General features: G+C 64.5%; 23 protein-coding genes and 1 tRNA gene. 11 read left to right on the plus strand and 13 right to left on the minus strand.

What is annotated here, in order from left to right; genetic code table 11:
- Window positions 1–2: 2 nt before the first annotated feature.
- The 4 genes from L6D77_RS03525 to L6D77_RS03540 form a co-directional block, all read right to left on the minus strand.
- On the minus strand, window positions 3–296 hold the full coding sequence (locus L6D77_RS03525) for a YcgL domain-containing protein (RefSeq protein ID WP_232880648.1): 294 nt from the start codon (window positions 294–296) through the stop codon (window positions 3–5).
- Window positions 293–1426, minus strand: coding sequence for a ribonuclease D (gene rnd / locus L6D77_RS03530; protein WP_232880641.1), 1134 nt, complete (start codon window positions 1424–1426; stop codon window positions 293–295). The genes L6D77_RS03525 and rnd overlap by 4 nt, the downstream gene beginning before the upstream one ends.
- Window positions 1427–1577: 151 nt before the next feature.
- The gene (locus L6D77_RS03535; RefSeq protein WP_232880640.1) at window positions 1578–3215 is read right to left on the minus strand and encodes a phosphoethanolamine transferase; all 1638 of its coding nucleotides are present in this window, start codon (window positions 3213–3215) and stop codon (window positions 1578–1580) included.
- 160 nt (window positions 3216–3375) lie between these two features.
- Window positions 3376–3744 (minus strand): 5-carboxymethyl-2-hydroxymuconate Delta-isomerase, encoded by a 369-nt coding sequence (locus tag L6D77_RS03540; protein WP_232880639.1) that lies wholly within the window; start codon window positions 3742–3744, stop codon window positions 3376–3378.
- Window positions 3745–3860: 116 nt separating this feature from the next.
- On the opposite strand from L6D77_RS03540, the gene L6D77_RS03545 reads away from it, so the two are divergent.
- The gene (locus L6D77_RS03545) at window positions 3861–4097 is read left to right on the plus strand and encodes a DUF465 domain-containing protein (protein WP_232880638.1); all 237 of its coding nucleotides are present in this window, start codon (window positions 3861–3863) and stop codon (window positions 4095–4097) included.
- A gap of 38 nt (window positions 4098–4135) precedes the next feature.
- Here L6D77_RS03545 and L6D77_RS03550 read toward each other — a convergent pair whose 3' ends face one another.
- Window positions 4136–5317, minus strand: a complete 1182-nt coding sequence (locus L6D77_RS03550; RefSeq protein ID WP_232880637.1) for a trans-sulfuration enzyme family protein — start codon at window positions 5315–5317, stop codon at window positions 4136–4138.
- 153 nt (window positions 5318–5470) lie between these two features.
- On the opposite strand from L6D77_RS03550, the gene L6D77_RS03555 reads away from it, so the two are divergent.
- Window positions 5471–5929, plus strand: coding sequence for an Lrp/AsnC family transcriptional regulator (locus L6D77_RS03555; RefSeq protein WP_232880636.1), 459 nt, complete (start codon window positions 5471–5473; stop codon window positions 5927–5929).
- A gap of 112 nt (window positions 5930–6041) precedes the next feature.
- Here the strand turns inward: L6D77_RS03555 and L6D77_RS03560 are convergent, their stop codons facing one another.
- A complete protein-coding gene (locus L6D77_RS03560; protein ID WP_232880635.1) occupies window positions 6042–8366 on the minus strand; it encodes an FdhF/YdeP family oxidoreductase in 2325 nt (774 codons plus the stop codon).
- 303 nt (window positions 8367–8669) lie between these two features.
- Here L6D77_RS03560 and moaA point away from each other — a divergent pair, with 303 nt between their 5' ends.
- A complete protein-coding gene (moaA, locus tag L6D77_RS03565; RefSeq protein WP_232880633.1) occupies window positions 8670–9674 on the plus strand; it encodes a GTP 3',8-cyclase MoaA in 1005 nt (334 codons plus the stop codon).
- A 21-nt stretch (window positions 9675–9695) separates the two neighbouring features.
- Window positions 9696–10595 (plus strand): bestrophin family protein, encoded by a 900-nt coding sequence (locus tag L6D77_RS03570; protein WP_232880631.1) that lies wholly within the window; start codon window positions 9696–9698, stop codon window positions 10593–10595.
- Window positions 10596–10864: 269 nt separating this feature from the next.
- On the opposite strand, the gene moaB is transcribed toward L6D77_RS03570, so the two are convergent.
- Window positions 10865–11404, minus strand: coding sequence for a molybdenum cofactor biosynthesis protein B (moaB, locus tag L6D77_RS03575; protein WP_232880630.1), 540 nt, complete (start codon window positions 11402–11404; stop codon window positions 10865–10867).
- Between the two features lie 182 nt (window positions 11405–11586).
- On the opposite strand from moaB, the gene L6D77_RS03580 reads away from it, so the two are divergent.
- Window positions 11587–12474 (plus strand): LysR family transcriptional regulator, encoded by an 888-nt coding sequence (locus L6D77_RS03580; RefSeq protein WP_232880629.1) that lies wholly within the window; start codon window positions 11587–11589, stop codon window positions 12472–12474.
- Here the strand turns inward: L6D77_RS03580 and L6D77_RS03585 are convergent.
- Window positions 12462–13241, minus strand: a complete 780-nt coding sequence (locus tag L6D77_RS03585; RefSeq protein WP_232880628.1) for an AraC family transcriptional regulator — start codon at window positions 13239–13241, stop codon at window positions 12462–12464. The genes L6D77_RS03580 and L6D77_RS03585 overlap by 13 nt on opposite strands.
- Window positions 13242–13616: 375 nt before the next feature.
- On the opposite strand from L6D77_RS03585, the gene L6D77_RS03590 reads away from it, so the two are divergent.
- From L6D77_RS03590 to L6D77_RS03610, 5 genes are all read left to right on the plus strand, one after another.
- Complete coding sequence (locus tag L6D77_RS03590) at window positions 13617–15233, plus strand: APC family permease (protein WP_232880627.1); 1617 nt, start codon at window positions 13617–13619, stop codon at window positions 15231–15233.
- Window positions 15234–15381: 148 nt separating this feature from the next.
- Window positions 15382–16308 carry a 4-hydroxyproline epimerase gene (locus tag L6D77_RS03595; RefSeq protein WP_232880625.1) on the plus strand — a complete coding sequence of 309 codons (927 nt, stop codon included), beginning with the start codon at window positions 15382–15384 and terminating at the stop codon, window positions 16306–16308.
- A gap of 41 nt (window positions 16309–16349) precedes the next feature.
- Entirely contained in the window at window positions 16350–17297 is a 948-nt protein-coding gene (locus L6D77_RS03600) for a dihydrodipicolinate synthase family protein (protein ID WP_232880624.1), read from the plus strand.
- A gap of 156 nt (window positions 17298–17453) precedes the next feature.
- A complete protein-coding gene (locus L6D77_RS03605) occupies window positions 17454–19031 on the plus strand; it encodes an aldehyde dehydrogenase (NADP(+)) (RefSeq protein ID WP_232880623.1) in 1578 nt (525 codons plus the stop codon).
- Window positions 19032–19033: 2 nt separating this feature from the next.
- Window positions 19034–20275, plus strand: a complete 1242-nt coding sequence (locus L6D77_RS03610; RefSeq protein ID WP_232880622.1) for an NAD(P)/FAD-dependent oxidoreductase — start codon at window positions 19034–19036, stop codon at window positions 20273–20275.
- Window positions 20276–20406: 131 nt separating this feature from the next.
- Here L6D77_RS03610 and xenA read toward each other — a convergent pair whose 3' ends face one another.
- Window positions 20407–21498, minus strand: a complete 1092-nt coding sequence (gene xenA, locus L6D77_RS03615; RefSeq protein ID WP_232880620.1) for an NADH:flavin oxidoreductase/NADH oxidase — start codon at window positions 21496–21498, stop codon at window positions 20407–20409.
- A gap of 78 nt (window positions 21499–21576) precedes the next feature.
- Between xenA and L6D77_RS03620 the strand changes: the two genes are divergently transcribed.
- Window positions 21577–21885, plus strand: a complete 309-nt coding sequence (locus tag L6D77_RS03620; protein WP_232880619.1) for an ArsR/SmtB family transcription factor — start codon at window positions 21577–21579, stop codon at window positions 21883–21885.
- A 243-nt stretch (window positions 21886–22128) separates the two neighbouring features.
- Here the strand turns inward: L6D77_RS03620 and mqo are convergent, their stop codons facing one another.
- The 4 genes from mqo to purC form a co-directional block, all read right to left on the minus strand.
- Complete coding sequence (gene mqo / locus L6D77_RS03625) at window positions 22129–23766, minus strand: malate dehydrogenase (quinone) (protein WP_232880617.1); 1638 nt, start codon at window positions 23764–23766, stop codon at window positions 22129–22131.
- A 345-nt stretch (window positions 23767–24111) separates the two neighbouring features.
- Entirely contained in the window at window positions 24112–24300 is a 189-nt protein-coding gene (locus L6D77_RS03630; protein WP_110992320.1) for a YhfL family protein, read from the minus strand.
- Window positions 24301–25114: 814 nt separating this feature from the next.
- A tRNA-Ser gene (locus L6D77_RS03635) sits at window positions 25115–25204 on the minus strand.
- A gap of 91 nt (window positions 25205–25295) precedes the next feature.
- Window positions 25296–26006, minus strand: coding sequence for a phosphoribosylaminoimidazolesuccinocarboxamide synthase (gene purC, locus L6D77_RS03640; RefSeq protein WP_012315794.1), 711 nt, complete (start codon window positions 26004–26006; stop codon window positions 25296–25298).
- Window positions 26007–26010: the final 4 nt, after the last annotated feature.

A 26010-nucleotide genomic window follows, 5' to 3' on the forward strand; every position in this document is an offset into this window, starting at 1 on the left:
AATCAGACCGGGTCGTTGCGGCGCAACAACTCTTCGGGCAGGTGCTCGATGTACTCGTCGTCCGGCGGCGGCATCTGCAGGTGGTAACCCTGGCTGTCGAGGTTCTCCAGCACTTTCACGATGTCCTCGCGGGCCAGCTTGCGCTCCGGGGTCAGCACCAGGTCGAAGGCGTGCATCGGGGTGCCGAAGATTGGCAACAGGCCTTCCGGCATGCGCTCCAGGCCGTCGGCCTTGAGCACATAGAGGTACATGCCGTTCTTGCGTGGGCTCTTGTAGATCGAGCAGATACGTTTCATTTAGCGTCTCCGGCGCCTGCCAGGTCGTCCAGCAGGGCCTGGCCCATACGCTCGCGACGCCAGCCGCGCAGCGAATCGGGCAGTTGATAGGGGCCGTCGGGGTAGCCGCTCTTGAGCAGGGCTTCGAGGGTCTTCTTGCGCAGCATCAGCTCCGGGGCGATCTGCAGGCGCTCGCCTTCGGCCTGGCCGATGGCGCGCAGGCGCTTGAGGATGCCGGCGGCCTCGATCGGCAGCGGCTCAGGCAAGCGCTGCGGCCACTGTTCGGCGGGAAGGCCGGCGGCGCGCTTGATCAGCTGGATGAGGAACTCGCCGTCCTGGCGGATGGTACGCGGGTGCATCTCTTCGATCTTGCCCAAGGCCTGCAGGCTGCTGGGCTGGCCCTTGGCCATGGGCCACAACGAGTGTTCCTTGAGGATACGGTTGCGCGGCACGTCGCGGCTGCGGGCCTCGCGCTCGCGCCAGGCGCACAGCTCGCGCAGCACAGCCAACTGCTGAGGGCCCAGCTTCCAGGCCAGCTTGACGTCGCGGTACAGGGTTTCGGGCTCGACTTCGCGGCGCAGCGCAGCCACCAGCTCGGCGCCGTCGTCGAGCACCCAGGCGTACTTGTCGTCGGAGAGTTTCGGGCGCAGCACGCTGAACAGCTCGGCCAGGTGCACGGCATCCTCGGCGGCGTAGCTCACCTGGGTATCGGACAGCGGGCGCTGCAGCCAGTCGGAGCGGGTCTCGCCCTTGGGCAGTTCAAGCCCGAGGACTTCCTGCACCAGGCGCGAATAGCCCATGGAGAAGCCGATGTTCAGGTAGCCGGCGGCCAGCTGGGTGTCGAACAGCGGCTGCGGCAGCTTGCCGGTCAGGCGCAGCAGCACTTCGAGGTCTTCGCTGCAGGCGTGCAGCACCTTGACCACGGCCGTGTCGTCGAGCAGTTCGCCCAACGGCTGCCAGTCCTTGATCAGCAAAGGGTCGATGAGGTAGGCGTGCTCGCCGACGCCCACCTGGATCAGGCCGGCTTTCGGGTAGAAGGTGTCGACCCGCATGAATTCGGTGTCGAGCGCTACGAAGGGCAGTTCGCGCCAGCTTTGGCAGTGTTCGGCCAGGGTCTGGTCGTCACGGATCCAGTGAATTTCGATGGCCACGAGGCTCTCCCACTAACATTGGCGCGCAGTATATACGGCGCGGCCCCTGGGGGTGAAACCTCGCGCCATCCATGGTGCCGGGCGGTCGCCCGGAACAGTGACCGGACTTCATCATCGCGAGCTTGCTCCGCGATGGCATAAACACCGTGGTTCAGCGCCCTGCCGCCATCCACGGCCGGCAGCTGGCGAACATGTCCAGCGATTGCTGGTAGACCTGGGTGCGCACCTGCAACAGGCCGAGCATCGAGTGGAACAGGTTGTCCTGGGACAGCGGCGCGTCGCGCAGCTTGGCCAGACAGTCGGTGTCCAGGCCGAAGTCCTGCTGGTAGCTGTCGGAGAACCAGGTCAGCAGCGGCACGTGCTTCTGCTGGTCCGGCGCCATCACATAGGGGGTGCCGTGCAGGTAGAGGTTGTATTCACCCAATGACTCGCCGTGGTCGGACAGGTAGATCATCGCCGTGTCGACCTTGTCCTGCTTGCTGCGCAGGGTGTCGATCAGCGAGGCGAGCACCTTGTCGGTGTAGGCCAGGGTATTGTCATAACCATTGACGATTTCCTGCTGGCTGCACTGGTTCAGCGCATTGCTGCGGCACACCGGGGTAAACGGCTCGCTGCCCGTCGGGTAACGCTTGAAGTACTCGGGGCCGTGGCTGCCCATCTGGTGCAGCACCAGCACGGTGTCCTGGTCGAGGTTGTCGATCAGCTCGCCCAGGCCCTGCAGGAGGATCTCGTCGTGGCACTCGCCGTTGGCGCACAGGGCCGGGTCGGTGAGGTTGCTCACGTCGACGAACTGCACGCGGTCGCAGGTGCCCTTGCAGCCGGACTGGTTGTCACGCCATTGCACGGTGAGGCCTGCGCGCTGGAGGATGTCGAGCAGGCCTTCGCGGTTCTTGGCCACGCGGGCGTCATAGTCCTTGCGGGTCATGCCGGAGAACATGCACGGCACCGACACGGCGGTTTCGGTACCGCACGAGTGCACATCGGTAAAGCTCAGCAGGCCCTGCTGTCTGGCCAGGTTCGGCGTAGTGTCGCGGGCATAGCCCAGCAGGCCGAAGTTCTCGGCGCGGGCACTTTCCCCCACCACCAGCACGGTCAGCGACTTGCGCTCATGGTGCTGCCAGGCGGCATCGCGACGGGCATCCGTGCCGTAGGGCTGGAAGGGACGAGCCGCAGTACCGATTTTTTCGCTGACATAACCGATGGACGCACCGACGATATTGCTCGGGGTAAGCATCAGGCGCAGTTCGTGGTGGTTGCGAAACAGCGACGAAAGCCCTTGGTAGTTGACCAGTGCCACCGAGCCCAGCGCTGCCACACAAGCACCCGTCACCACCAACTTGCCCAGCACTTCGCGATACCAGGGGCGATAGGCGATTCTTGCCTTCCACACCAACAACGACGGCAGCACACCGAGCAGCACGATATACAGCGCAAACTTGATCGACAGCAGGTCACGCACTTCCGCCACGTTGGTTTCCGCCACATTGCGGAACATGCCGGTATCGATCAGCACGCCATATTGATTCATGAAGTACGCAACACCCGCGCCACTCATGAACAACAGGATCAATATCGGTTTCAACACATACTTGAATGCCAGCAAGGTCAATATCAGGTTGAAGGCGAACAACATCAGCACGGCGAACGCCAGGCCCAGCCACAACCCCACCATGCCGGGCGGCACGATGGTTTGCAGGTGTTGCCAAAGGAAGGTGTTCAAGCCGATCAACAGGTAAAGGCTGGCCAGCAGCGTGACCCATTCAGTCCGCAGGGATTTGACGTTGAGCATGGCATTCGCAGGTAGAGTTCATGAGCGGCCAGGGTGCCCGGACGGGCACCTTGGGAAGTTGGCCGAACTCTAAGAAGGCTAGCATCAATTTTTTGTGAAAAACTTGGTAACAATTGGTCGGGACGCGACTTTCATCAATTAAACAAGTTTCATTCAGCCTTTATTCAGCCGGCAGGCGCAGCTTGGCGTAAGGCTCTCGGTCGATGTCCAGCACCTCCACGCACAGCTGGATGTCCAATCCGGCCTGGGCAGGGATCGCGTCCTGCAGCACCGCCAACAGGCTGTTCGACAACTGCTGCTTCACCTGCTCGGAACGCCCGCTGAGGATCGCCAGGCGGACATGGGCGAAGGCTCGCTCGCCCGGTGCCGTGCCCACCCGGTACCTGGCGAAGGCCTGGGCGCGGCTCTTGATGTCGGCTTCGTCGGCGAACTGGCCGCTGCCTACCAGGGCGTGGTTCAGGCGCAACAGCAGCACATCGACGTTGAGTTCACGCAGGTTGTCGCTGTATTCCAGGTTCAGGTGAGGCATGGCGCAGGTTCCGGTCACGGGAAAAGATCTGACAGACTACTCCAGTCCCCCAGTAGGGCAAAGGCGACTATCCTCATGGTTCAGGCCCGTTCGCCAACCCTGAAAGAGGTGAAGAAATGCCAGTTCCGCACGATTTGCTCGCAGACCTGCACGTTAGCGCCGACCAATTCCAGGCCCTGATCGACAAGAACCAGGACCTGCACAAGCTGCACAAGGACTACAACGCCAAGGACAAGGAAGTGCTGGCTGCCGAAGCCAACGGCACCGCCGATGACAAGGTCAACCTGCTGCGCAAGGAGCGGCTGCTGATCAAGGACAAGATCGAACGGATCATCCATCCGCCCAAGTCCTAAATCGCATTCCATCGGGGCCGCTGCGCGGCCCCAAAATCTCAAGCCTGAGCCGAAGCCTGCAGCGCCACATCCAGATCCTCGATCAGATCGCGATAATCCTCGATCCCCATCGACAACCGCACCAGGTTCTCGCTGATCCCCATCACGCCCTTCTGCTCCGGGCTCAGCGAGTTGTGCGACATGCTCCAGGAATGGTTGATCATGCTCTCCACCCCGCCCAGCGAATCGGCCAGGACGAAGATCTGCAGCGCCTCGACCAGGCGATTGACCGCGGCCCGGTCACCCTTGATGCGAATCGCCACCACGGCCCCGCCGGTGCGCATCTGGCGCTTGCACAGCTCATGCTGCGGGTGGCTCTCCAACCCCGGGTAGTACACCTGCTCGACCTGCGGATGGCCTTCCAGGTACTGCGCCACGCGCAGGGCGTTTGCGCTCTGGCGCTCCATGCGCACGTCGAGGGTCTTCAGCCCGCGCAGCGCCAGGTAGCAGTCGAACGGCCCCTGGATCGCGCCCACCGCCATGCTGATCTTGCGCAGGCGCCCCAGCAGCGCGTCGTTGGCCGCCACCACCACGCCGCCGGTGAGGTCGGAGTGGCCGCCGATGTACTTGCTCGCCGAGTGCATCACCAGGTCCACGCCCAGGGTGATCGGCTGCTGGTTCCACGGCGAACAGAAGGTGTTGTCGATGCAGGTCATGATGCCGCGGGCACGGGCCAGGTCGCAGACCGCCTTGATATCCACCAGGTGCAGCAGCGGGTTGGTCGGCGACTCGATCCAGATCAGTTGCGTGTCCGGGCGGATCGCCGCGGCCACGGCTTCCACGTCGTTGAGGTCGACGTAGGTGGTGGTCAGGCCCGAGGTGCGCCCGCGGTAGTCTTCCAGCAGGCGGAAGGTGCCGCCGTAGACACCGTTCATCACCACCACATGGGCGTCCTTGGACAGCAGTTCGAGCACCGTGGCCGTAGCGCTGACGCCAGAAGCACAGGCCACCGCGCCGACACCTTCCTCAAGGGCCGCCACGCAGGTCTCATAGGCATGCCGGGTGGGGTTGCTGACGCGGCTGTAGGCGTATTCAGGGTTATCGTCCAGGCCACGCTTGATGAACGAGCTGGAGGTGACGATGGCCGGGAAGATGGCGTTGTCGGCAACGCTGGACTGCTCGCCGGCGTGGATGGTGCGGGTGGCGAAATTGCGCGGCTTTTCGGACATGGTCGGGTCCATTGACTAGGGGTGGAAAAGCGCAACTATCTCATATCCGCCACCGACCGGCGCCAGCCAGAACATTATTACCTTATGCGAGCCTTGCCGATTCCAAGCTGCACCGCCAACGGCTAATCTCGGGAAACTTTTTCTCGCCTGGAGCCCAAGAGTGGCATGGACAGTTTCGACCAGCACATCCTCACCCTGCTCCAGCGCGACGCCTCGATTTCGCTCAAGGACCTGGCCGAAGCGGTCAACCTGACCACCACCCCCTGCTGGAAGCGGGTCAAGCGCCTGGAGGACGAAGGTTATATCCGCGGCCGGGTTGCCCTGCTCGACCCCGAACGCCTGGGCCTGGGCCTGACGGTGTTCGTCCAGCTCAAGACCCAGCGCCACGACAGCGCCTGGCTGGCGCAATTCGCCGCCACGGTGACGGCGTTCGAGGAGGTGATGGAGGTGTACCGCATGTCCGGTGACTGGGACTACATGCTGCGGGTGGTGGTGGCTGACATAAAGGCCTACGACTCCTTCTACAAGAAGCTGATCACCAGCACCGACGGGTTGTCGAACATCACCTCGAGCTTTGCCATGGAGCAGATGAAGTACACCACGGCGTATCCGGTGAGCCGCTGATTCCGCTGCCTGCAGGCCCGGCCTCATCGCCGGCAAGCCGGCTCCCACAGGGATAATGCGAACCCACTGTGGGAGCCGGCTTGCCGGCGATGAGGCCCTGACCGGCAACCGATCAGTCAGCCACTGCCGCGATCCGGTTCCCCGCGCTGGCCTTCTGCAGCTTGATCGCCACGAACTTCGAGGTCGGCGTGTAAGTCCCCTCGCCATAACTCTCCAACGGCACCAACGGGTTGGTCTCCGGGTAGTACGCCGCCGCCTGCCCCTCGGGCACGTCATAGGCCACCAGGCGGAACCCCGACACCCGCCGCTCGCGGCCATCCGCCCACAGCGACACCAGGTCCACCTGCTCGCCCGGCTCGAAGCCCAGGCGGCGGATGTCGGCTTCGTTGACGAACACCACTTCGCGCAGGCCGAACACCCCGCGGTAGCGGTCATCCAGCCCGTACAGGGTGGTGTTGTACTGATCGTGCGAGCGCAGGGTCTGCAGGATCAGGTCGGGCTTGTCGCCACGGGCCAGCACCTGGTCGTTGACCAGTTGCTCGGGCAATGCGCTCGGGGTGAAGCGCGCCTTGCCGGTGGCAGTGCGGAAACTGCGATCAGCGGCATTGTTGCCCAGATGGAAACCGCCCGGATGCTGCAATCGCTCGTTGAAGCCGGCAAAGCCCGGGATCACATCGGCAATCATGCTGCGGATACGGCTGTAGTCGGCAATTGCATACATCCAGTCGATCGGTGTGTTGCCCAGGGTGGCCTTGGCCATGCCGGCAACGATCGCCGGCTCCGAGCGCAGGTGCGGCGAACGCGGCTTCAGCTGGCCATGGGAGATGTGCACCATGCTGAAGGTGTCTTCGACCGTCACCCCCTGCGGGCCCTCGCTCTGGATATCGATCTCGGTACGGCCCAGGCACGGCAGGATCAGCGCGTCGCGCCCGGTCACCAGGTGCGAGCGGTTGAGCTTGGTGGAGATCTGCACGGTCAGCGCGCAGTTGCGCAGGGCCGCGTGGGTGCGGGGCGTGTCCGGGGTGGCCTGGGCGAAATTGCCGCCCAGGGCGATGAACACCTTGGCCTGCCCCTCCTCCATGGCCTTGATCGCCAGCACGGCGTTGTGGCCATGGGCGCGCGGCACCTGGAACTGGAAGCGCTTTTCCAGGGCGTCGAGCAGTTGCGCCCTGGGTTTCTCGTCGATACCCATGGTGCGGTCGCCCTGCACGTTGCTGTGGCCACGCACCGGCGACAGGCCGGCACCGGGCTTGCCGACGTTGCCGCGCAGCAGTTGCAGGTTGACGATTTCCTGCACGGTGGCCACCGAATGGCGGTGCTGGGTCACGCCCATGGCCCAGCACATGATCACCCGTTCGGCCTTGCGGTACATGCGCGCGGCCAGCTCGATCTCGGCCTTGGTCAGGCCGGACTGCTCGACGATATGGTCCCAGGGCGTGGCCTCGACCACGGCCAGGTAATCCTCGACGCCACTGGTGTGCTCGGCGATGAAGGCATGGTCGAACACCGGCGGCTCATGGTTGAGCTGCGCTTCGCGCTCCCACTGCAGCAGGTACTTGGCGATGCCACGCATGGCCGCCATGTCGCCGCCCAGCGCCGGGCGGAAATACGCGGTACTGGTGGATTCGGAGCCGTTGCTGAGCATCTCCAGCGGGTGCTGCGGGTGCTGGAAACGTTCCAGCCCGCGCTCCTTGAGCGGGTTGAAGCACACCACCTGGGCGCCGCGCTTGACCGCCTCGCGCAGCGGTTCGAGCATGCGCGGGTGGTTGGTGCCGGGGTTCTGGCCGATGACGAAGATCGCGTCGGCCAGCTCCAGGTCATGGAACACCACGGTGCCCTTGCCCACGCCGAGGGTTTGCGACATGCCCACGCCGCTGGCTTCGTGGCACATGTTCGAGCAGTCGGGGAAGTTGTTGGTGCCATAGGCGCGCACGAACAGCTGGTAGAGGAACGCTGCCTCGTTGCTGGCCCGGCCCGAGGTGTAGAACTCGGCCTGGTCGGGGGACTCAAGGCTGTTCAGGTGCTGGCCGATCAGGGCGAAGGCCTCGTCCCAGCTGGTTTCGACATAGTGGTCGGTGGCCGCGTCATAGCGCATCGGGTGGGTCAGCCGGCCCTGGTACTCGAGCCAGTAGTCGGTCTGCTCCAGCAGCGCGCTGACGCTGTACTTTGCAAAGAAAGCCGGATCCACCGAGCGACCAGTGGCCTCCCAGTTCACGGCCTTGGCGCCGTTCTCGCAGAACTTGACCATGTCGCTTTCCGGCGACTCGCCCCAGGCGCAACCGGGGCAGTCAAAGCCGCCGTTCTGGTTGGTCTTGAGCATGGCCCGCAGGTTCTTGAAGGCGTTCTCGCTGCCCAGCCAGCTCTTGGTCACGCTCTTGAGCGCGCCCCAGCCGGCGGCCGGCCCCTTGTAGTCCCTGATGTGTTCGTCCTGGCTCATGCGGTCAATCCTCACGCGGGCATGGTAAAGGTGCGGCGGATCGCGTTGCCCGCTGCTTTTTTCCAGCCTATGGAGGGTGGTGTGGGGCGTCCAATCGAAATGTCTGACGGGGTGATAGGCCGTGTCGATCATGGCTAAAACCAGGCCTGTACTGGCCTCTCGCGGGGCAAGCGCGCTCCCACGGGCTCGTTCGTCGCAGTCGTGATAGAGGCCATTGATCAAGCGGTCAGGGAAAGCAATTTGACGGGTCTGGTCCCAGGCGATAGCTTGGATTGCATAGCCCCAACCCTTTCGAGCGCCCACGTGGAACAGACCCCCCAGGCCCTGATCGACGGTTTCAACCGCAAGGTCGACTACCTGCGGATGTCGGTCACCGACCGCTGCGACTTCCGTTGCGTCTACTGCATGGCCGAAGACATGCAGTTTTTGCCGCGCCAGCAGATCCTCAGTCTCGAAGAGCTGTATCAGGTGGCCGAACGCTTCGTCGCCCTGGGCACCCGCAAGATCCGCCTGACCGGCGGTGAACCCCTGGTCCGCCAGGGCATCGTCGGGCTCTGCGAACGTATCGCCGCGCTGCCCGGCCTGCGTGAACTGTGCCTGACCAGCAATGGCTCGCAGCTCGGCCGCCTGGCCCAGCCGCTGTTCGATGCCGGCGTGTCACGCCTGAACATCAGCCTCGACAGCCTCGACCCCGAGCGCTTCCGCGCCCTGACCCGCACCGGTGACCTGGCGCAGGTGATCGCCGGCATCGATGCCGCGCGCGCCGCAGGCTTCCGCCGTACCAAGCTCAACGCCGTGGTGCTCAAGGGCCGCAACGACGACGAGATCGTCGACCTGGTGCGTTTCGCCATCGACCGCGAGCTGGACATCTCGTTCATCGAGGAAATGCCTCTGGGGGTGATCAGCGAACACCAGCGCGGCGAGTCCTACTGCTCCAGCGACGCTGTGCGCGAGCGCCTGGCCGGGCACTTCAGCCTGATCGAGTCGGCTGAATCCTCCCAAGGCCCGGCCCGCTACTGGCGCCTGGCCGAAGCACCGAACACCCGGGTCGGATTCATCTCGCCCCACAGCCACAACTTCTGCGCCACCTGCAACCGCGTGCGCCTGACCGTCGAAGGCCGCCTGCTGCTGTGCCTGGGCAACGAGCATTCGCTGGACCTCAAGCAGGTGCTGCGCCAGCACCCCGGCGACAGTGCCCGCCTGGACAACGCCATCCGCGAGGCCATGCAGCTCAAGCCCTGGCGCCACCACTTCGAAGTGGGTGGCGAGGTGCAGATCCTGCGTTTCATGAACATGACCGGCGGCTGAGCAGCCGCCTCGGGAACCCTCTTGATCGTCCATTCCCGCCCCGACCTGCTGCGCGTGCTGTTCACCCTCAAGGGCTCGATCGTCAAGCGCATCGCATTGCGCTGCCTGATGGTCACCCTGCTGGCCGCGTTCATCGTGCTGATCGAGCGGCACTACCCGGCGTTGTTCTACCCGGTCAGCGCCACCCCGTTCACCCTGCTCGGGCTGTCGCTGTCGATCTTCATGAGCTTTCGCAACAACGCCTGCTACGACCGCTGGTGGGAAGGCCGCAAGGCCTGGGGGCGGATGATCATCGAGGTGCGTTCGTTCGTGCGTGAAAGCGTGGTGATCGAGGATGCACAGCTGCGCTCGGCGATGTTGCGCAGTCTGTGCGGTTTTGCCCACGCCCTGAATGCCCGGTTGCGCAACGAGGACGAGCTGCGCGCCGCCCGCCCGTGGCTGGCGGAGCAGGCGCCGCTGACCCCGCACAATGTGTGCAACGGCATCCTGCAGGACATCGGTGCGCAATGTTCACGGCTTGCGCAGCAACAGGCGATCAGCGAGTTCCGTTACACCACCCTGGAACAGCGCCTGTCGGGACTTTCGGAAGTACAGGCCACCTGCGAGCGGATCAAGGGGACGCCGCTGCCGTTCCCCTACACCCTGCTGCTGCACCGCACCATCTACATCTTCTGCCTGCTGCTGCCGTTCGCCCTGGCCGAGCCGCTGGGCTGGCTGGCGCCGCTGTTCACCACCATCGTCAGCTACACCTTCTTCGGCCTGGATGCCATTGGCAACGAGCTGGAAGACCCGTTCGGGCGCGATGAGAACGACCTGCCGACCGATGCGCTGGTGCGCACCCTCGAACGGGATGTGCTGGCGGCGTTGGGGCATGAGCCACTGCCGCCGGTGTTGCTTCCGGTTGATCACGTGCTGAGTTGAAGATTGGCGCTCTTCTGAACCGGCCCTTTCGCGGGCAAGCCCGCTCCCACAGGGTCACCAGTGTCCTCAGATTCCAGGTCATCCTGTGGGAGCCTACAGGGTCACTTGTGTCCTCAGGTTCCAGGTCATCCTGTGGGAGCCCACAGGGTCACCTGTGTCTTCAGGCTCAAAGTCATCCTGTGGGAGCCCACAGGGTCACCTGTGTCTTCAGGCTCAAGGTAATCCTGTGGGAGCGGGCTTGCCCGCGAAGAGGCCGGTGCAGGCAACCCTTAACCGCGGCTCTCGCACAGCCCGATCGGCTTCAGGTGCGCCACGAAATTGCACGGCCGGTGCCGGGCATCCAACTGCTCGGCCAGGATCCCCTCCCACGCCGTACGGCACGCCCCGGTCGACCCCGGCAGGCAGCACACCAGGGTGCCGTTGGCCAGCCCGGCCAGCGCCCGGCTCTGCACGGTCGAGGTGCCGATATCGAGGATCGACAGCGCGCGGAACAACTCGCCAAAACCATCGATGCGCTTGTCCAGCAGGCACTCAACCGCTTCAGGGGTACTGTCGCGGCCGGTAAAGCCCGTGCCGCCGGTGATCAGCACTACCTGCACCTGCTCGTCGGCAATCCAGGTGGCAACCTGGGCGCGGATCTTGTACAGGTCGTCCTTGAGCAGCTCACGGGCGATCAGCCGATGGCCGACCTCCACCGCACGGCTGGCCAGCAGCTCGCCGGAGGTATCGTTGGCGTAGCTGCGGGTATCGCTGACAGTCAGTACGGCGATGTTCAGTGGCACGAACACCGCATCCGGTTTAACACTCATCAGTTTGTGCTCCGTGATTGGCCTCGCGGCCACGTTAGGGGCAAGCCTCGTACCGCGTCCAATCGATAGGGCGAACCAGCCGATCAAGGGCCTCTATCAACCGGTCACCATTAAAGATTGGCCAGCCCCCGCGGAGTTGGTTAAGGTCGCCGAACCCGCCACCCCGCTCGCCAGGCCGCACCATGGACATCAAGCAGCTCAAGTTCCTCATCGCCCTCGACCAGACCCGCCACTTCGGCCAGGCCGCGGCGCTGTGCCATATCACCCAGCCGACCCTGTCGATGCGCCTGCGCAACCTGGAGGACGAGCTGGACCTGGTGCTGGTCAAGCGCGGCCAGCGCTTCGAGGGTTTCACCGAGGCTGGCGAGCGTATCCTGGCCTGGGCCCGCACCCTGCTGGCCGCCCACGACGGCCTGCAGGCCGAGGCCGCCAGTTGCCGTGGCCAGGTGGTTGGCAGCCTGCGCCTGGGCACCGTGCCGCTGGCCAGCTTCAACCCCATGCAGCTGCTGCTGCCGCTGCGCGAAAAATACCCCGAGCTGAGCTTCCAGCTGTCGTCGTTGAGCTCCGAGCAGATCATCGACGGCCTGTCGCGCAACCAGCTGGACCTGGGCATCTGCTACCTCGACCAGGTCAACGCCAGCTTCTTCGAAGTGATCGAGCTGAGCACCACCACCATGGGCCTGCTGCACGACACCCGGCACTTCCAGTTCGACGCCGACACGCTGCGTTGGGACCAACTCGGCGAGATCCCGCTTGGCCTGCTGAGCAAGGGTATGCACTACCGCCAGTCACTTGACCTGAGTTTTCGCAGCCGTGGCCTTGAACCCAACTCAGTGTTGGAAAGCGACTCGACCTTCCAGCTGATCCAGGCCATCAACGTCGGGGTGTGCTGCGCAATCATGCCGCTGGATTGCGGCCTGGAAGAGCTGAGCACGCACCTGCGGATCATCCCGGTGGCCGACGCCAGCATCCACAGCCCGGTGGGCCTGCTGCTGCGCCGCAGCGAGCCACGCTCGGCGATTGCCGAGCAGTGTTTCATCGAGGCCAAGGCGCTGTTTCAGCCTTCCTGAGCCGTTGCCTGGCGATACTGACGTGGCGTGAACCCGGTCAGTTGCCGGAACTGGCGGCTGAACGCGCTGTGGTCGGTGTAGCCGCAGCGCAGGGCGACCTCGGTGATCGGCAGGTCCGAATGGAGCAACTGGTGGGCGTGCTCCAGGCGGGCCTTGTGGATCATCTGCCGCGGGGTCAGGTGGAACACCCGTTTGCAGTAGCGCTCCAGCTGCGCCACTGAAATCCCGGCGATACGGGTCAGCTCGCCCATGCTGATCGGCTGGTGGAAATGCGCGCGGATATGCGCGTCCACCGCGGCCAGACGCTGGTAGGCGGGGTGAGTGTCGGCGGCGGATTGCAGGTCCACCGAAATCCCTACCAGGCCGATGATCCTGCCGGCGGGATCGTAGAGCGGGCGCTTGTGGGTCAGGCACCAGCCCGGTTCGCGGCTGCCGTACAGGTGCAGCTCCAGCTGGTCCTCCAGCACCAACCCTTGCTCCAGCACACGGCGGTCCTGCTCGGTGTAGCCGGGGCCGAGCCGGGCCGGGAACACTTCGGCGCTGGTCTTGCCCAGCAGAGGCTGCAGCTGCTTCAGGCCACAGCGTTGCACCAACGTGCGGTTGGCCAGCACGTAACGGGCCTGCTCGTCCTTGATGAAGATCGCCGCGTTGGCGATGACGTCGAGCATCGGCAGCAGCCAGACCACGCCAGTGAGCAGCGCCTCCAGGGATTCGGGGCGGTGCTGGTCCAGCTGCTGGTACAGGGCGGTCAGTGGGCTCTTGGTCATCGGCTTGCATCTCAAGTGGCTGTTACGGCCCTTTCGCGGGCAAGCCCGCTCCCACAGGGACGGCGCTGAGTTCGGAGTTGGCGCAGGGCCTGTGGGAGCGGGCTTGCCCGCGAAAGGGCCGGCGGCGCCACTGCCTATCTGAAGCCCGCACCGGGCATGCCCCGCAGACTATTCAGCGGGCACCACAAGGCGCCAGCGTTTTTTGCAACTGTGCCGATTTCGTCATCCCCCTTGCCGAAAACCATCAAGAACCCCCGCCCCGATCGGTCCACTCTATGCCCCACGCAAGCCGCCCATGACCTACAAGAACGCGGCCCGCAAAGCCGCATCGTGACATCAGACCTGCCTATCCAAAACTTACAAAAAGGCGACCCCATGTCAGGCAAATTCAAGAAACAGCTGTCATTGCTGGACCTCACCTTCATCGGCCTCGGCGCCATCTTCGGCTCCGGCTGGCTGTTCGCTGCCAGCCACGTGTCGGCCATCGCCGGCCCGGCCGGGATCCTCTCCTGGTTCCTCGGCGGTTTCGCCGTACTGCTGCTGGGCATCGTCTACTGCGAGCTCGGCGCTGCGCTGCCGCGTGCCGGTGGCGTGGTGCGCTACCCGGTGTATTCCCACGGCCCGCTGCTGGGCTACCTGATGGGTTTCATTACCCTGATTGCCTTCTCAAGCCTGATCGCCATCGAAGTGGTCGCCTCGCGCCAGTACGCCGCGGCCTGGTTCCCCAGCCTGACCAAGGCCGGCTCCAGCGACCCGACGGTGCTTGGCTGGCTGGTGCAGTTCGCCTTGCTCGGGCTGTTCTTCGCCCTCAACTACCGCAGCGTGAAGACCTTCGCCAAGGCCAACAACCTGGTCAGCGTGTTCAAGTTCATCGTGCCGTTGCTGGTGATCGGCGTGCTGTTCACCTTCTTCAAGCCGGAAAACTTCGCGGTGCAGGGCTTCGCCCCGTTCGGCATGTCCGGCGTGGAAATGGCCGTGTCGGCCGGCGGCATCATCTTCGCCTACCTGGGCCTGACCCCGATCATCTCGGTGGCCAGCGAGGTGAAGAACCCGCAACGCACCATCCCCATCGCGCTGATCCTCTCGGTACTGCTGTCCACCGCGATCTACGCCCTGCTGCAACTGGCCTTCCTCGGCAGCGTGCCCACCGAAATGCTGGCCAATGGATGGGCCGGGGTGACCAAGGAACTGGCCCTGCCCTACCGTGACATCGCCCTGGCCCTGGGCGTCGGCTGGCTGGCCTACCTGGTGGTGGCCGATGCGGTGGTCTCGCCCAGCGGCTGCGGCAACATCTACATGAACGCCACCCCGCGGGTGATCTATGGCTGGGCGCAGACCGGCACCTTCTTCAAGTACTTCACCCGCATCGACGAGCAGTCCGGCATCCCACGCCCGGCACTGTGGCTGACCTTCGCCCTGTCGGTGTTCTGGACCCTGCCGTTCCCGTCGTGGGAAGCGCTGATCAACGTGGTCTCGGCCGCCCTGGTACTGAGCTACGCCGTGGCACCGGTGACCGTCGCCGCCCTGCGCCGCACGGCCCCGGACATGCCGCGCCCGTTCCGGGTCAAGGGCATGGGGGTGCTCGGCCCGCTGTCGTTCATCATCGCCGCGCTGATCGTCTACTGGTCGGGCTGGAACACCGTGTCGTGGCTGCTGGCCCTGCAGATCGTGATGTTCGTGCTGTACCTGCTGTGCCGCCGCTTCGTGCCCACCGAGCATCTTTCCATTGGCCAGCAAGTGCGCTCGTCGGCCTGGCTGATCGGTTTTTACGCCGTAACCATCCTGCTGTCCTGGCTGGGCAGCTTTGGCGGCCTGGGGGTGATCGGGCATCCGTTCGACACGGCGGTCGTGGCTGCCGCGGCGCTGGGTATCTATTACTGGGGCGCAGCGACCGGCGTGCCGGCACACCTGGTGCGGCTGGAAGGTGACGATGAGAGCGAAGCCAGCCATGAGCCCCAGGTTGGTCATCGTCCGGCTGCACTGGCGCCGTGAGGGCTACTGGCCCTATCGCCGGCAAGCCGGCTCCCACAGGTGTGGCATAGGCCGCCGGGGCAGCTCGGTCCCTGTGGGAGCCGGCTTGCCGGCGATGAGGCCCGCACCAACAGCACAAAACTTCGCTTATCGGAAAACGGACAAACCCATGAAACAGATCCACGTCATCGACTCCCACACCGGCGGCGAACCGACCCGCCTGGTGATGAAAGGCTTCCCGCAGCTGACCGGCCGCAGCATGGCCGAGCAGCGCGACGAACTGCGTGAACTGCACGACCACTGGCGCCGCGCCTGCCTGCTGGAGCCACGCGGCAACGATGTGCTGGTGGGTGCGCTGTACTGCCCGCCCGTCTCAAGCGACGCCACCTGCGGGGTGATCTTCTTCAATAACGCCGGCTACCTGAACATGTGCGGCCACGGCACCATCGGCCTGGTCGCCTCCCTGCAGCACCTGGGGCTGATCGCACCGGGCGTGCACAAGATCGACACCCCGGTCGGCCAGGTCAGCGCCACCCTGCATGAGGACGGCGCGGTCACCGTCGGCAACGTGCCGGCCTGGCGCTACCGCCAGCAGGTGGCGGTCGAGGTGCCGGGTTTCGGCCGCGTGCAGGGCGACATTGCCTGGGGCGGCAACTGGTTCTTCCTGGTATCCGAACACGGCCAGCGCATCGCGCTGGACAACGTCGAGGCCCTGACCGACTACACCTGGAAAATGCTCAAGGCCCTGGAAACCCAGGGCATCACCGGCGAGCACGGCGCACCGATCGACCATATCGAGCTGTTCGCCGACGACGCCCACGCCGACAGCCGCAACTTCGTGATGTGCCCGGGCAAGGCCTATGACCGCTCGCCCTGCGGCACCGGCACCAGCGCCAAGCTGGCGTGCCTGGCCGCCGACGGCAAGCTCGCCGAAGGCCAGACCTGGGTGCAGGCGAGCATCACCGGCAGCCAGTTCCAGGGCCGCTTCGAGCGCGAGGGCGAGCGTATCCGCCCGTTCATCACCGGCCGCGCCCACATGACCGCCGACAGCACCCTCTTGATCGACGAACAAGACCCGTTTGCCTGGGGCATCTGACCCCGCTTTCTTCCCAACGAACACTGCAAGGAGTGACAACAATGACTGACAACATCTTCACCGGTTGCATGCCCGCCCTGATGACCCCGTGCACCGCACAGCGCACGCCCGACTTCGATGCCCTGGTGCGCAAGGGCCGCGAACTGATCGAGGCTGGGATGAGCGCAGTGGTGTACTGCGGCTCGATGGGCGACTGGCCGCTGCTGACCGAGGCCGAGCGCCAGGAAGGCGTGGCGCGCCTGGTGGCCGCCGGCATCCCGACCATCGTTGGAACCGGCGCGGTGAACACCCGTGAGGCGGTGGCCCATGCCGCCCACGCGGCCAAGGTCGGTGCCGCCGGGTTGATGGTCATCCCCCGCGTGCTGTCCCGTGGCGCTTCGCTGATTGCCCAGAAGCATCACTTCTCGGCCATCCTGGCGGCCGCGCCCAAGCTGCCGGCGGTGATCTACAACAGCCCCTACTACGGCTTCGCCACCCGCGCCGACCTGTTCTTCGAGCTGCGTCGCGAATACCCCAACCTGATCGGCTTCAAGGAATTCGGCGGCGCCGCCGACCTGCGCTACGCCGCCGAGCACATCACCGCCCAGGATGACGACGTGACCCTGATGGTCGGCGTCGACACGCAAGTGGTGCACGGCTTCGTCAACTGCAACGCCACCGGCGCCATCACCGGCATCGGCAACGCCCTGCCACGCCAGGTGCTGCAACTGGTGAGCCTGAGCAAGCAGGCGGCCATGGGCGACGCCAAGGCGCGGCGCCAGGCGCGGGAGCTGGAGGCGGCGCTGGCGGTGCTGTCGTCGTTCGATGAAGGCTGCGACCTGGTGCTGTACTACAAGCACCTGATGGTGCTCAACGGCGATACCGAATACAGCCTGCACTTCAACGAAACCGACGCCCTGACCGACGCCCAGCGCCACTACGCCGAGCAGCAGTACACGCTGTTCCGCACCTGGTACGCCAACTGGTCGGCCGAGCAGAACGTGGCCTGACCCGCAGGCGCGCCTCCGTCCCTGTGGGAGCGGGTTCACCCGCGAAGCAGGCAACTCGGTGCATGGCACCGGCTTCGCCGGTGTTCGCGGGTAAACCCGCTCCTACAGGGACGGCGGCGCGGCTTGATCCTGACCTCAACTTTCCAAGGACACCCCATGCCCCTCACCGGCAACCTGCTGATCGGCCAGCGCGCCGTAACCGGCACCCAGGCCGCGATCCGCGCCATCGACCCGGCCACCGACACTCTGCTCGATCCCCCCTACCCCGGCGCCAGCACCGAGCAGCTGGCCCAGGCCTGTACCCTGGCCTGGGCGGCGTTCGATGAATACCGCGCAACCTCGCTTGCGCATCGCGCCCGCTTTCTCGAAACCATCGCCGAGCAGATCGAGGCACTGGGCGATGAACTGATTCACCGCGCCATGGCCGAAACCGGCCTGCCCCAAGCCCGCATCCAAGGCGAACGCGGCCGTACCTGCACCCAGCTGCGCACCTTCGCCCGGGTAGTACGTGCCGGCGAATGGCTGGACGTACGCGTCGACCACGCCCTGCCCGCGCGCCAGCCACTGCCCCGCGCCGACCTGCGCCAGCGCCAGGTGGCCCTGGGCCCGGTGGCGGTGTTCGGCGCCAGCAACTTCCCGCTGGCCTTTTCGGTGGCCGGTGGCGATACCGCCTCGGCGCTGGCGGCTGGCTGCCCGGTGGTGGTCAAGGCCCACAGTGCCCACCCTGGCACCAGCGAGCTGGTCGGCCAGGCCGTGGCCCGGGCGGTGCAGTTGTGCGGGTTGCCCGAAGGCGTGTTCTCGCTGCTGTACGGCGCCGGCCGCGATATCGGCCTGGGCCTGGTCAACGATCCGCGTATCAAGGCAGTGGGCTTCACCGGTTCGCGCACGGGTGGCGTCGCCCTGTGCCAGGCCGCCCAGGCACGCCCGGAGCCGATCCCGGTGTACGCCGAAATGAGCTCGATCAACCCGGTGTTCCTCTTCGACGCCGCCCTGCAGGCGCGCGGCGAAGCCCTGGCGCAAGGCTTCATCGCCTCGCTGACCCAGGGTGCCGGGCAGTTCTGCACCAACCCCGGCCTGCTGATCGCCCGCCAGGGCCCGGCGCTGCAACGCTTCATCGCCGCCGCCAGCGAGCAGCTGCAAGGCGCCGCCGCGCAGACCATGCTCACCCCCGGCATCTTCAGTGCTTATACCGCCGGCGTTGCCATGCTGGCTGAAAACCGCAATGCCCAGCTGGCCGCCAGCGGCCAGGCGCCGCGGGGGCCGAACCAGTGCCAGGCACAGCTGTTCGTGACCGAGGCTACGGCCTTCCTGGCTGACCCGGCCTTGCAGGCCGAAGTGTTTGGCGCGGCGTCACTGGTGGTGGCTTGCGACAGCGACGCGCAGATGCGCCAGGTCGCCGAGCACCTGGAAGGGCAACTGACGGCCACCTTGCAGCTGGACGACGCCGACTTCGACAGTGCCCGGCAACTGCTGCCGACCCTGGAGCGCAAGGCCGGGCGCATCCTGGTCAATGGCTGGCCGACCGGGGTCGAGGTGTGCGATGCGATGGTCCACGGCGGGCCGTTCCCCGCCACGTCCGATACCCGTAGCACCTCGGTGGGGACGGCGGCCATCCTGCGCTTCCTGCGCCCGGTCTGTTACCAGGACTTGCCCGATGCCCTGCTGCCCGCTGAGCTGCAGCACGGTAACCCGCTGCATCTGCGGCGTCTGCTCGACGGCAAACGGGAAGGCTAGGCATGCTCGAAACCCCTGAAACCGATATCGCCGTGGTGGGCGCCGGCATTGTCGGCGTCGCCTGTGCCCTGCAACTGGCCCGCCAGGGCAAGCGGGTGCTGCTGGTCGACCGCCAGGCGCCCGGCCATGGCGCCTCCTGGGGCAATGCCGGGCATCTGGCCACCGAGCAGGTGTTCCCCATCGCCGACCTGTCGATCCTCAAGCGCCTGCCGACCATGCTGCTCGACCCGATGGGCCCGCTGCGCCTGGACTGGAAGTACCTGCCCAGGGCGTTGCCCTGGTTCACCCGGCTGCTGCTCAACCTGCGCCCGACGCCTTTCCAGCGCAGCGTGGCCGGTCTGCGTGCGCTCAACGAGGCCAGCCTGGACGCCTGGCAGCGCTTGCTGGGCTCGATCGGGCGCAGTGACCTGCTGCATGAGGATGGCTCGTTGCTGGTGTTCGAGCGTGCCGAATCACGCCCGGCACTGCAGGCCTTGCGCGCCCGTCTGCAGCAGCAGGCGGTGCCGGTGGACTACTGGTCGGCACAGACCGTACAGGCCGCAGCGCCTCAGTTGAGCCCGTCGATTCAGGGTGGCCTGTTCTTCCCGCGTACCGGCCATTTCGTCGACCCCTACCGGGTGGTCGGCGCCCTGTTCGACGCTGCCCAGGCGGCTGGTGTGCGGTTCGCCAGGGGGCAGGTAAACGGTGGCCGGCTGCACGCTGGCGGGGTCACCCTGCACAGTGACCAGGGCGACCTGCAGGCCCGCCAGGTGCTGATCGCCTGCGGGGCGCATTCGGCGAAGCTGGTGCACAGCCTGACCGGCAAACGCGTGCCGCTGGACACCGAGCGCGGCTACCACCTGATGCTGCCCAACGAACAGCAGCGGCTGCCGTTCGCGGTCACGTCGCTTGAGCGCAAGTTCATCATGACGCCCATGGCCGATGGCTTGCGCCTGGCCGGCACGGTGGAGTTCGCCGGGCTCGCTGCCGCGCCGAGCATGCAGCGGGCGTGGCAGTTGCATCGCTTGAGCAAGGGGTTGTTCCGGCGCGAGCTGGATACCGAGGGGGCGACACCTTGGATGGGTTTCAGGCCGTCGTTGCCGGATTCGCTGCCGGTGATCGATCGGGTGGCGGATGGCAAGGTGTTGCTGGCGTTCGGGCACCAGCACCTGGGGTTGACCCAGGCGGCGGTGACGGCGCAGTGGGTAGGGCAATTGATTGATGGCTTGCGCGTTTGCGAGGCCTATCGGCTGGATCGTTTTTGAAACTGGGGTTGCTGCGCAGCCCATTCGCGGGCAAGCCCGCTCCCACAGGATGTTCGCGGCCCTGAGGTTGGCGCATTACCTGTGGGAGCGGGCTTGCCCGCGAATGGGCCGCAAAGCGGCCCCCTTGTCACTCAGCGATAACGCTCAAGCCAGTGCGCATAAGGCGCAGGCAGCGTCCACGACGCCTTGTCCACCCCCAGCGCCTTGGCCGCGAAGTACGGCCAGTGTGGGTCGGCCAGGTGCGCACGCCCCACCGAGACCAGGTCCAGCTGGTTGGCCTGCAGTGCCCCTTCGGCCAGCTCCGGCGTACCGAAGCCCCACGCCGAGGTCACCGGCAGTTTCGCTTCCCGGCGCACGCGCTCGGCAATCGGCCCCATGAACGCCGGGCCCCACGGGATGTTGGTCTCGGGGATGGTAAAGCCGACGCTGACGCTCAGCAGGTCCAGGCCACCGGCCTTGAAACGCCGCGCCAGTTCGATGGACTCCTGCAACGTCTGCTCGTCACGCCCGTCGTATTCCAGCACGCCAAAGCGCGCCGTCAGCGGCAGGTGCTCCGGCCACACTTCACGCACGGCCGCCAGGGTTTCCAGGAGGAAGCGGCTGCGGTTTTCGAAGCTGCCACCGTAGGCGTCGGTGCGTTGGTTGGAATGCTCGGAGAAGAAGCTCTGCCCCAGATAGCCGTGGGCGAAATGCAGCTCGATCCACTCGAAACCGGCATCACGGGCACGGCGAGCACCGTCGACGAAGTCCTGCTTGACCCGGGCGATGTCATCCAGGGTCATGGCCTTTGGCACTTTCGGCAGGTGGGCGCCGAAAGCGATGGCCGACGGGGCGAGGGTGTCCCAGCCGCGTACATCGTCGGCGGCGATATGGTCGTCACCTTCCCATGGGCGGTTGGCGCTGGCCTTGCGCCCGGCGTGGGCGATCTGGATGCCCGGCACCGCGCCTGCGGCCTTGATCGCCTGCACCACCGGCACGAAGGCCTGGGCGTGGGCGTCGCTCCAGATACCGGCGCAGCCGGGGGTGATGCGGCCTTCCGGCGACACGGCGGTGGCCTCGACCACCACCAGGCCGGCACCGCCACGGGCCAGGCCGGCCAGGTGGACGTGGTGCCAGTCGTTGATCATGCCGTCCTCGGCCATGTACTGGCACATCGGCGGGATGGCGATGCGGTTGCGCAGGGTGACGTCCTTGAGGGTATAGGGTTCGAACAGGGCGGACATGTCGTTACTCCGGGGGTGAGTTAACTTACGATTGTTCGATCATATTCGAACTATGGCAATTTGTGAAACCCCGTTATCATGTCGGCCATGCGAACCTATACCCACCCCTCCCCCGACAACCTCACGCTGGAGCGCCTGCTCTACGCCCTGAGCGACCCTGTGCGCATGGAAATCGTCCGCCACCTGGCCGGTGTGGCCGAGGCCAGCTGCGGCGAGCTGGATGGCGGGCGGCCGAAGTCGAGCATGTCCCATCACTTCCGCGTGCTGCGCGAGGCGGGGTTGGTGTTTACCCGTAATGTGGGGACCACGCACATGAATTCGCTACGCAGCGATGAGCTTGAGGGGCGTTTCCCCGGGCTGCTGGGCAGCATTCTCGGGCAGCGCTGAAGCCACGGCCCAAGCGGTGGGGTTCGACGCCACGTCCTGTGTTTTCTGGGCTGGCCTCATCGCTGGCAAGCCAGCTCCCACAGGGTAATGCATCGCCTGAAGCGATGCGGTCGGGGTGGGAGCCGGCTTGCCGGCGATGGGCCGCACAGCGGCCCCATATTGCAGGCACAAAAAAACCACGAGGCCGCCTGGGGCGACGCTCGTGGTTGGTGTTGCCGGGTTTCCCCGGCAAGCGGCAGGGCCTTACAGCGCCATGTCGTTAGCAGGCTTGCTCTCGACCGCTGCGGCAGGAGCTGCGCTGGTGCCGACGCTCTGGTCGATCACTGGCGGCTTCTCCAGCTGCAGCACTTCGGCGGTGTAGTTCCACTCTTTCTGGGTGGCAGCGGCCGAATCGTTCAGCTTGGTGCCGTAGCTCGGGACGATCTCCTTGATCTTGGCCTGCCACTCAGGGGTAGCGACCTTTTCCTTGAACACGGTGTGCAGCACGTTGAGCATGATCGGCGCGGCAGTCGATGCACCTGGGGAGGCACCCAGCAGGCCGGCGATGGTGCGGTCTTCGGAGGCCACCACTTCGGTGCCCAGCTTCAGCACGCCGCCCTTCTCTTCGTCACGCTTGATGATCTGCACGCGCTGACCCGCCTGCCACAGGCGCCAGTCTTCTTTCTTGGCGTTCGGGAAGTAGGTGCGCAGGGCTTCGAAGCGGTCGTCATCCGACAGCATCAGCTGGCCGGCGAGGTACTCGACCAGCGGGTACTGCTCGATACCGACCTTGGTCATCGGCCACACGTTGTGCATGGTGGTGCTGCCCAGCAGGTCCAGGTACGAGCCGTTCTTCAGGAACTTGGTCGAGAAGGTGGCGAATGGCCCGAACAGGATGACGCGCTTGCCGTCCAGCACGCGGGTGTCCAGGTGCGGTACCGACATGGGTGGCGCGCCGGTCGAAGCGATGCCGTAGGCCTTGGCCATGTGCTGCATGGCAATGGTCGGGTTCTCGGTCACCAGGAACGAGCCGCCCACGGGGAAGCCTGCGTATTCCTTGGCTTCCGGGATGCCCGACTTCTGCAGCAGCTTCAGCGCGCCGCCGCCGGCACCGATGAACAGGAACTTGGCGTCGGTGGCCGATGCGGTACCGTCCTTCAGGTTCTTGTACTCGACGTGCCAGGAACCGTCCGCGTTGCGGGTGATGTCCTGCACTTCGGTGGACAGCTTGAGGTCGAAGTTCTCTTTGGTCTTCAGGTGACCGACGAACTGGCGGGTGATCTCGCCGAAGTTGACGTCGGTACCGATCGGCGTCCAGGTCACGGCCAGCTTCTGGTTCGGGTCACGCCCTTCCATCATCAGCGGGACCCACTTGGCGATCTGCGCGTGGTCTTCGGAGTACTGCATCGGGCGGAACAGCGGGCTGGTCTGCAGCGCGTCGTAACGCTTCTTCAGGAACTTGATGTTGTCATCGCCCCAGACGAAGCTCATGTGCGGGGTGGTGTTGATGAACGAGTGCGGGTTCTTCAGCACGCCCTGGCGCACTTGCCAGGCCCAGAACTGGCGGGAGATCTGGAACGACTCGTTGATCTCGATGGCCTTGGTGATGTTGACGTTGCCGTCTTTGTCTTCCGGGGTGTAGTTCAGCTCGGCCAGCGCGGAGTGGCCGGTACCGGCGTTGTTCCAGCCGTTGGAGCTTTCTTCGGCGACGCCGTCCAGGCGCTCGACCATCTCCATCGACCAGCTCGGCTCCAGCTCGTTGAGCCAGACAGCCAGGGTGGAGCTCATGATGCCGCCGCCAACCAGCAGCACGTCAACTTTTTTGGTCTCTGCGGCGTGCGCTTGCATGAAGCTCGCTGCAACAGCCAGACCCAGCAAGGTCTTGCCAGCTTTCTTGAACATTGATCGATTCCAGTGTGTAGAACGGAGGGTGGGCCTGTGGCTGGCCCAGGTATTCCATGTTCTTCAGCGCAGGCTTGTTGTGATCATTGTTCAGCAGCCAGAGAGCATTGGACGCGCCAGCCTTTGGTCGGATTGACCGACAAGGCTGAAACGATTTACGGATTGTATATGAATTGCCAGCACAAACAAATTGCGGGGCAAGCCGCAAGGCGGTGGGTTGTCACGCGACAAGGTGCCACGCCCCACCGGGCAATGCGGGCGGCAAAAAACAAAAACCCCCAGCCACATCCATGGCCGGGGGTCTTGGATCAGGTCATCATTGACCCGATCGGGGTACCACCAAGATTACTGCTGAGGCAGTTTGTCGATCGCGCCGCAGCCGCCAATGATCTTGGAGATGGAAACCGATGGGTGGAACAGGTAGTCGTACGAGCAGTTCTTAGGCTGGTTGTAGACTTGGCCAGTGCAGCCGGACAGCAGGGCAACGCCCGAAACGAGAGCAACAGCAACAGTAGCTTTGATCAGCTTTTTCATCTAGAAAATCCTTTAGTCCATTATCCGCCATCATGCTGATGGCGGCGGGATGATACGGGAAACGTTCAATGATTAAAAGCCGTTAGTCCATTCACCCTGAATCGGCAGACCCCATACATATTGCTCTGCTCTAGTTGCACCCTCGCAAATGTGCGTGTCGTTCAAGCAATGTGTCGTCCACCCGAAGTTATTGCGTCGAGGTGAAACGAATGAAGCCCCTTAATATTTAGCAACTAGACAGTCAAACCAGGCTGGCCAACCGTATGGATGACTTGATCATCAAGATCCATCCAATCGACCTGGCGAGCCGGCCAAGGGCGCTCGACAGGTTGGGAAGTCGCGATTCCGCCATACTGACCAGTGTGGCAACAGTTGCACCTGATTTTTTGACCAAGATCAAATGCGGCATGAAGATCATTAGAATCAGGAAGGACGTTAGCCGGCAAAACGAATAGGCACTACACCTGGCGGATGAAGGATAAGTGGAACTTCATTGTCGACTGCATTGACAGAAAGGGGCTGTGTACGGCTCTTGTCCCGCGCTGTTTAAAAATTGCTTTCGATCAATTGGCTACCCGCGTGAACATTATTGCCGTGAGGAACGTCATGATCACATCAGCGTAAAATTCATAATCTCGAATGAAACTGCCACATCTAAGCCCTGACAGTTGGCTTGACGGTCTCATGGCCGATCTTAAGGATCTTACGCAGATCGAAGGCATCAGGCCGCCGATGCAAACATTCGAAAAACCATCCATAAACGACGAAGCCCCCGAAAACTCAGCGTTTTCGGGGGCTTCGACTACTTCGCATATGGCGGAGAGATAGGGATTTGAACCCTAGGTACTGTTGCCAGTACAACGGATTTCGAATCCGTCCCGTTCGACCACTCCGGCATCTCTCCAATGGCGCGCATCATACCAGCGTTTTTGATTCTGGCAAACCTTTTTTGAAAAAAATTCGCGTGGTATCAGGCGCTTGCGTGAACGTGCCGGTTACAGCGGCACGCCCAGGCGTTTTGCAACTTCTTCGTAGGCTTCGATCACGTCGCCCAGGCCCTGGCGGAAGCGGTCCTTGTCCATCTTCTTGCGGGTCTCTTTGTCCCACAGGCGGCAGCCGTCCGGGCTGAACTCGTCACCCAGGACGATCTGGCCGTGGAACACGCCGAACTCCAGCTTGAAGTCGACCAGCAGCAGGCCGGCGTCATCGAACAGCTTGTTCAGCACTTCGTTGACCTTCAACGACAGCTTCTTCATCTCGGCCAGCTGCTCGGCGGTACCCCAGCCGAAGGCGACAACGTGGGATTCGTTGATGAAGGGGTCGCCCTTCTCGTCGTTCTTGAGGAACAGCTCGAAGGTGGATGGCTCGAGCTTGATGCCCTCCTCCACGCCCAGGCGCTTGACCAGGCTACCGGCGGCGTAGTTGCGCACCACGCACTCGACCGGGATCATGTCGAGCTTCTTGACCAGGCACTCGTTGTCGCCCAGCAGCTTGTCGAACTGGGTCGGCACGCCGGCTTCTTCGAGCTTCTGCATGATGAAGGCGTTGAACTTGTTGTTCACCATGCCTTTACGGTCGAGCTGCTCGATGCGCTTGCCGTCGAACGCCGAGGTGTCGTTACGGAACAGCAGGATCAAGCGATCGGCGTCATCGGTCTTGTAAACCGATTTGGCCTTGCCACGGTAGAGTTCTTCGCGTTTTTCCATGATG

Source organism: Pseudomonas parasichuanensis (assembly GCF_021601385.1).
Taxonomy (GTDB): Bacteria; Pseudomonadota; Gammaproteobacteria; order Pseudomonadales; family Pseudomonadaceae; genus Aquipseudomonas; species Aquipseudomonas parasichuanensis.

Coding starts and splice junctions, on each gene's coding strand:
- L6D77_RS03525 (WP_232880648.1), bottom strand. CDS start 296: ATGAAACGTATCTGCTCGATCTACAAGAGCCCACGCAAGAACGGCATG.
- L6D77_RS03535 (WP_232880640.1), bottom strand. CDS start 3,215: ATGCTCAACGTCAAATCCCTGCGGACTGAATGGGTCACGCTGCTGGCC.
- L6D77_RS03540 (WP_232880639.1), bottom strand. CDS start 3,744: ATGCCTCACCTGAACCTGGAATACAGCGACAACCTGCGTGAACTCAAC.
- L6D77_RS03545 (WP_232880638.1), top strand. CDS start 3,861: ATGCCAGTTCCGCACGATTTGCTCGCAGACCTGCACGTTAGCGCCGAC.
- L6D77_RS03550 (WP_232880637.1), bottom strand. CDS start 5,317: ATGGACCCGACCATGTCCGAAAAGCCGCGCAATTTCGCCACCCGCACC.
- L6D77_RS03555 (WP_232880636.1), top strand. CDS start 5,471: ATGGACAGTTTCGACCAGCACATCCTCACCCTGCTCCAGCGCGACGCC.
- L6D77_RS03560 (WP_232880635.1), bottom strand. CDS start 8,366: ATGAGCCAGGACGAACACATCAGGGACTACAAGGGGCCGGCCGCCGGC.
- moaB (WP_232880630.1), bottom strand. CDS start 11,404: ATGAGTGTTAAACCGGATGCGGTGTTCGTGCCACTGAACATCGCCGTA.
- L6D77_RS03580 (WP_232880629.1), top strand. CDS start 11,587: ATGGACATCAAGCAGCTCAAGTTCCTCATCGCCCTCGACCAGACCCGC.
- L6D77_RS03585 (WP_232880628.1), bottom strand. CDS start 13,241: ATGACCAAGAGCCCACTGACCGCCCTGTACCAGCAGCTGGACCAGCAC.
- L6D77_RS03590 (WP_232880627.1), top strand. CDS start 13,617: ATGTCAGGCAAATTCAAGAAACAGCTGTCATTGCTGGACCTCACCTTC.
- L6D77_RS03595 (WP_232880625.1), top strand. CDS start 15,382: ATGAAACAGATCCACGTCATCGACTCCCACACCGGCGGCGAACCGACC.
- L6D77_RS03600 (WP_232880624.1), top strand. CDS start 16,350: ATGACTGACAACATCTTCACCGGTTGCATGCCCGCCCTGATGACCCCG.
- L6D77_RS03605 (WP_232880623.1), top strand. CDS start 17,454: ATGCCCCTCACCGGCAACCTGCTGATCGGCCAGCGCGCCGTAACCGGC.
- L6D77_RS03610 (WP_232880622.1), top strand. CDS start 19,034: ATGCTCGAAACCCCTGAAACCGATATCGCCGTGGTGGGCGCCGGCATT.
- xenA (WP_232880620.1), bottom strand. CDS start 21,498: ATGTCCGCCCTGTTCGAACCCTATACCCTCAAGGACGTCACCCTGCGC.
- L6D77_RS03620 (WP_232880619.1), top strand. CDS start 21,577: ATGTCGGCCATGCGAACCTATACCCACCCCTCCCCCGACAACCTCACG.
- mqo (WP_232880617.1), bottom strand. CDS start 23,766: ATGTTCAAGAAAGCTGGCAAGACCTTGCTGGGTCTGGCTGTTGCAGCG.
- L6D77_RS03630 (WP_110992320.1), bottom strand. CDS start 24,300: ATGAAAAAGCTGATCAAAGCTACTGTTGCTGTTGCTCTCGTTTCGGGC.
- purC (WP_012315794.1), bottom strand. CDS start 26,006: ATGGAAAAACGCGAAGAACTCTACCGTGGCAAGGCCAAATCGGTTTAC.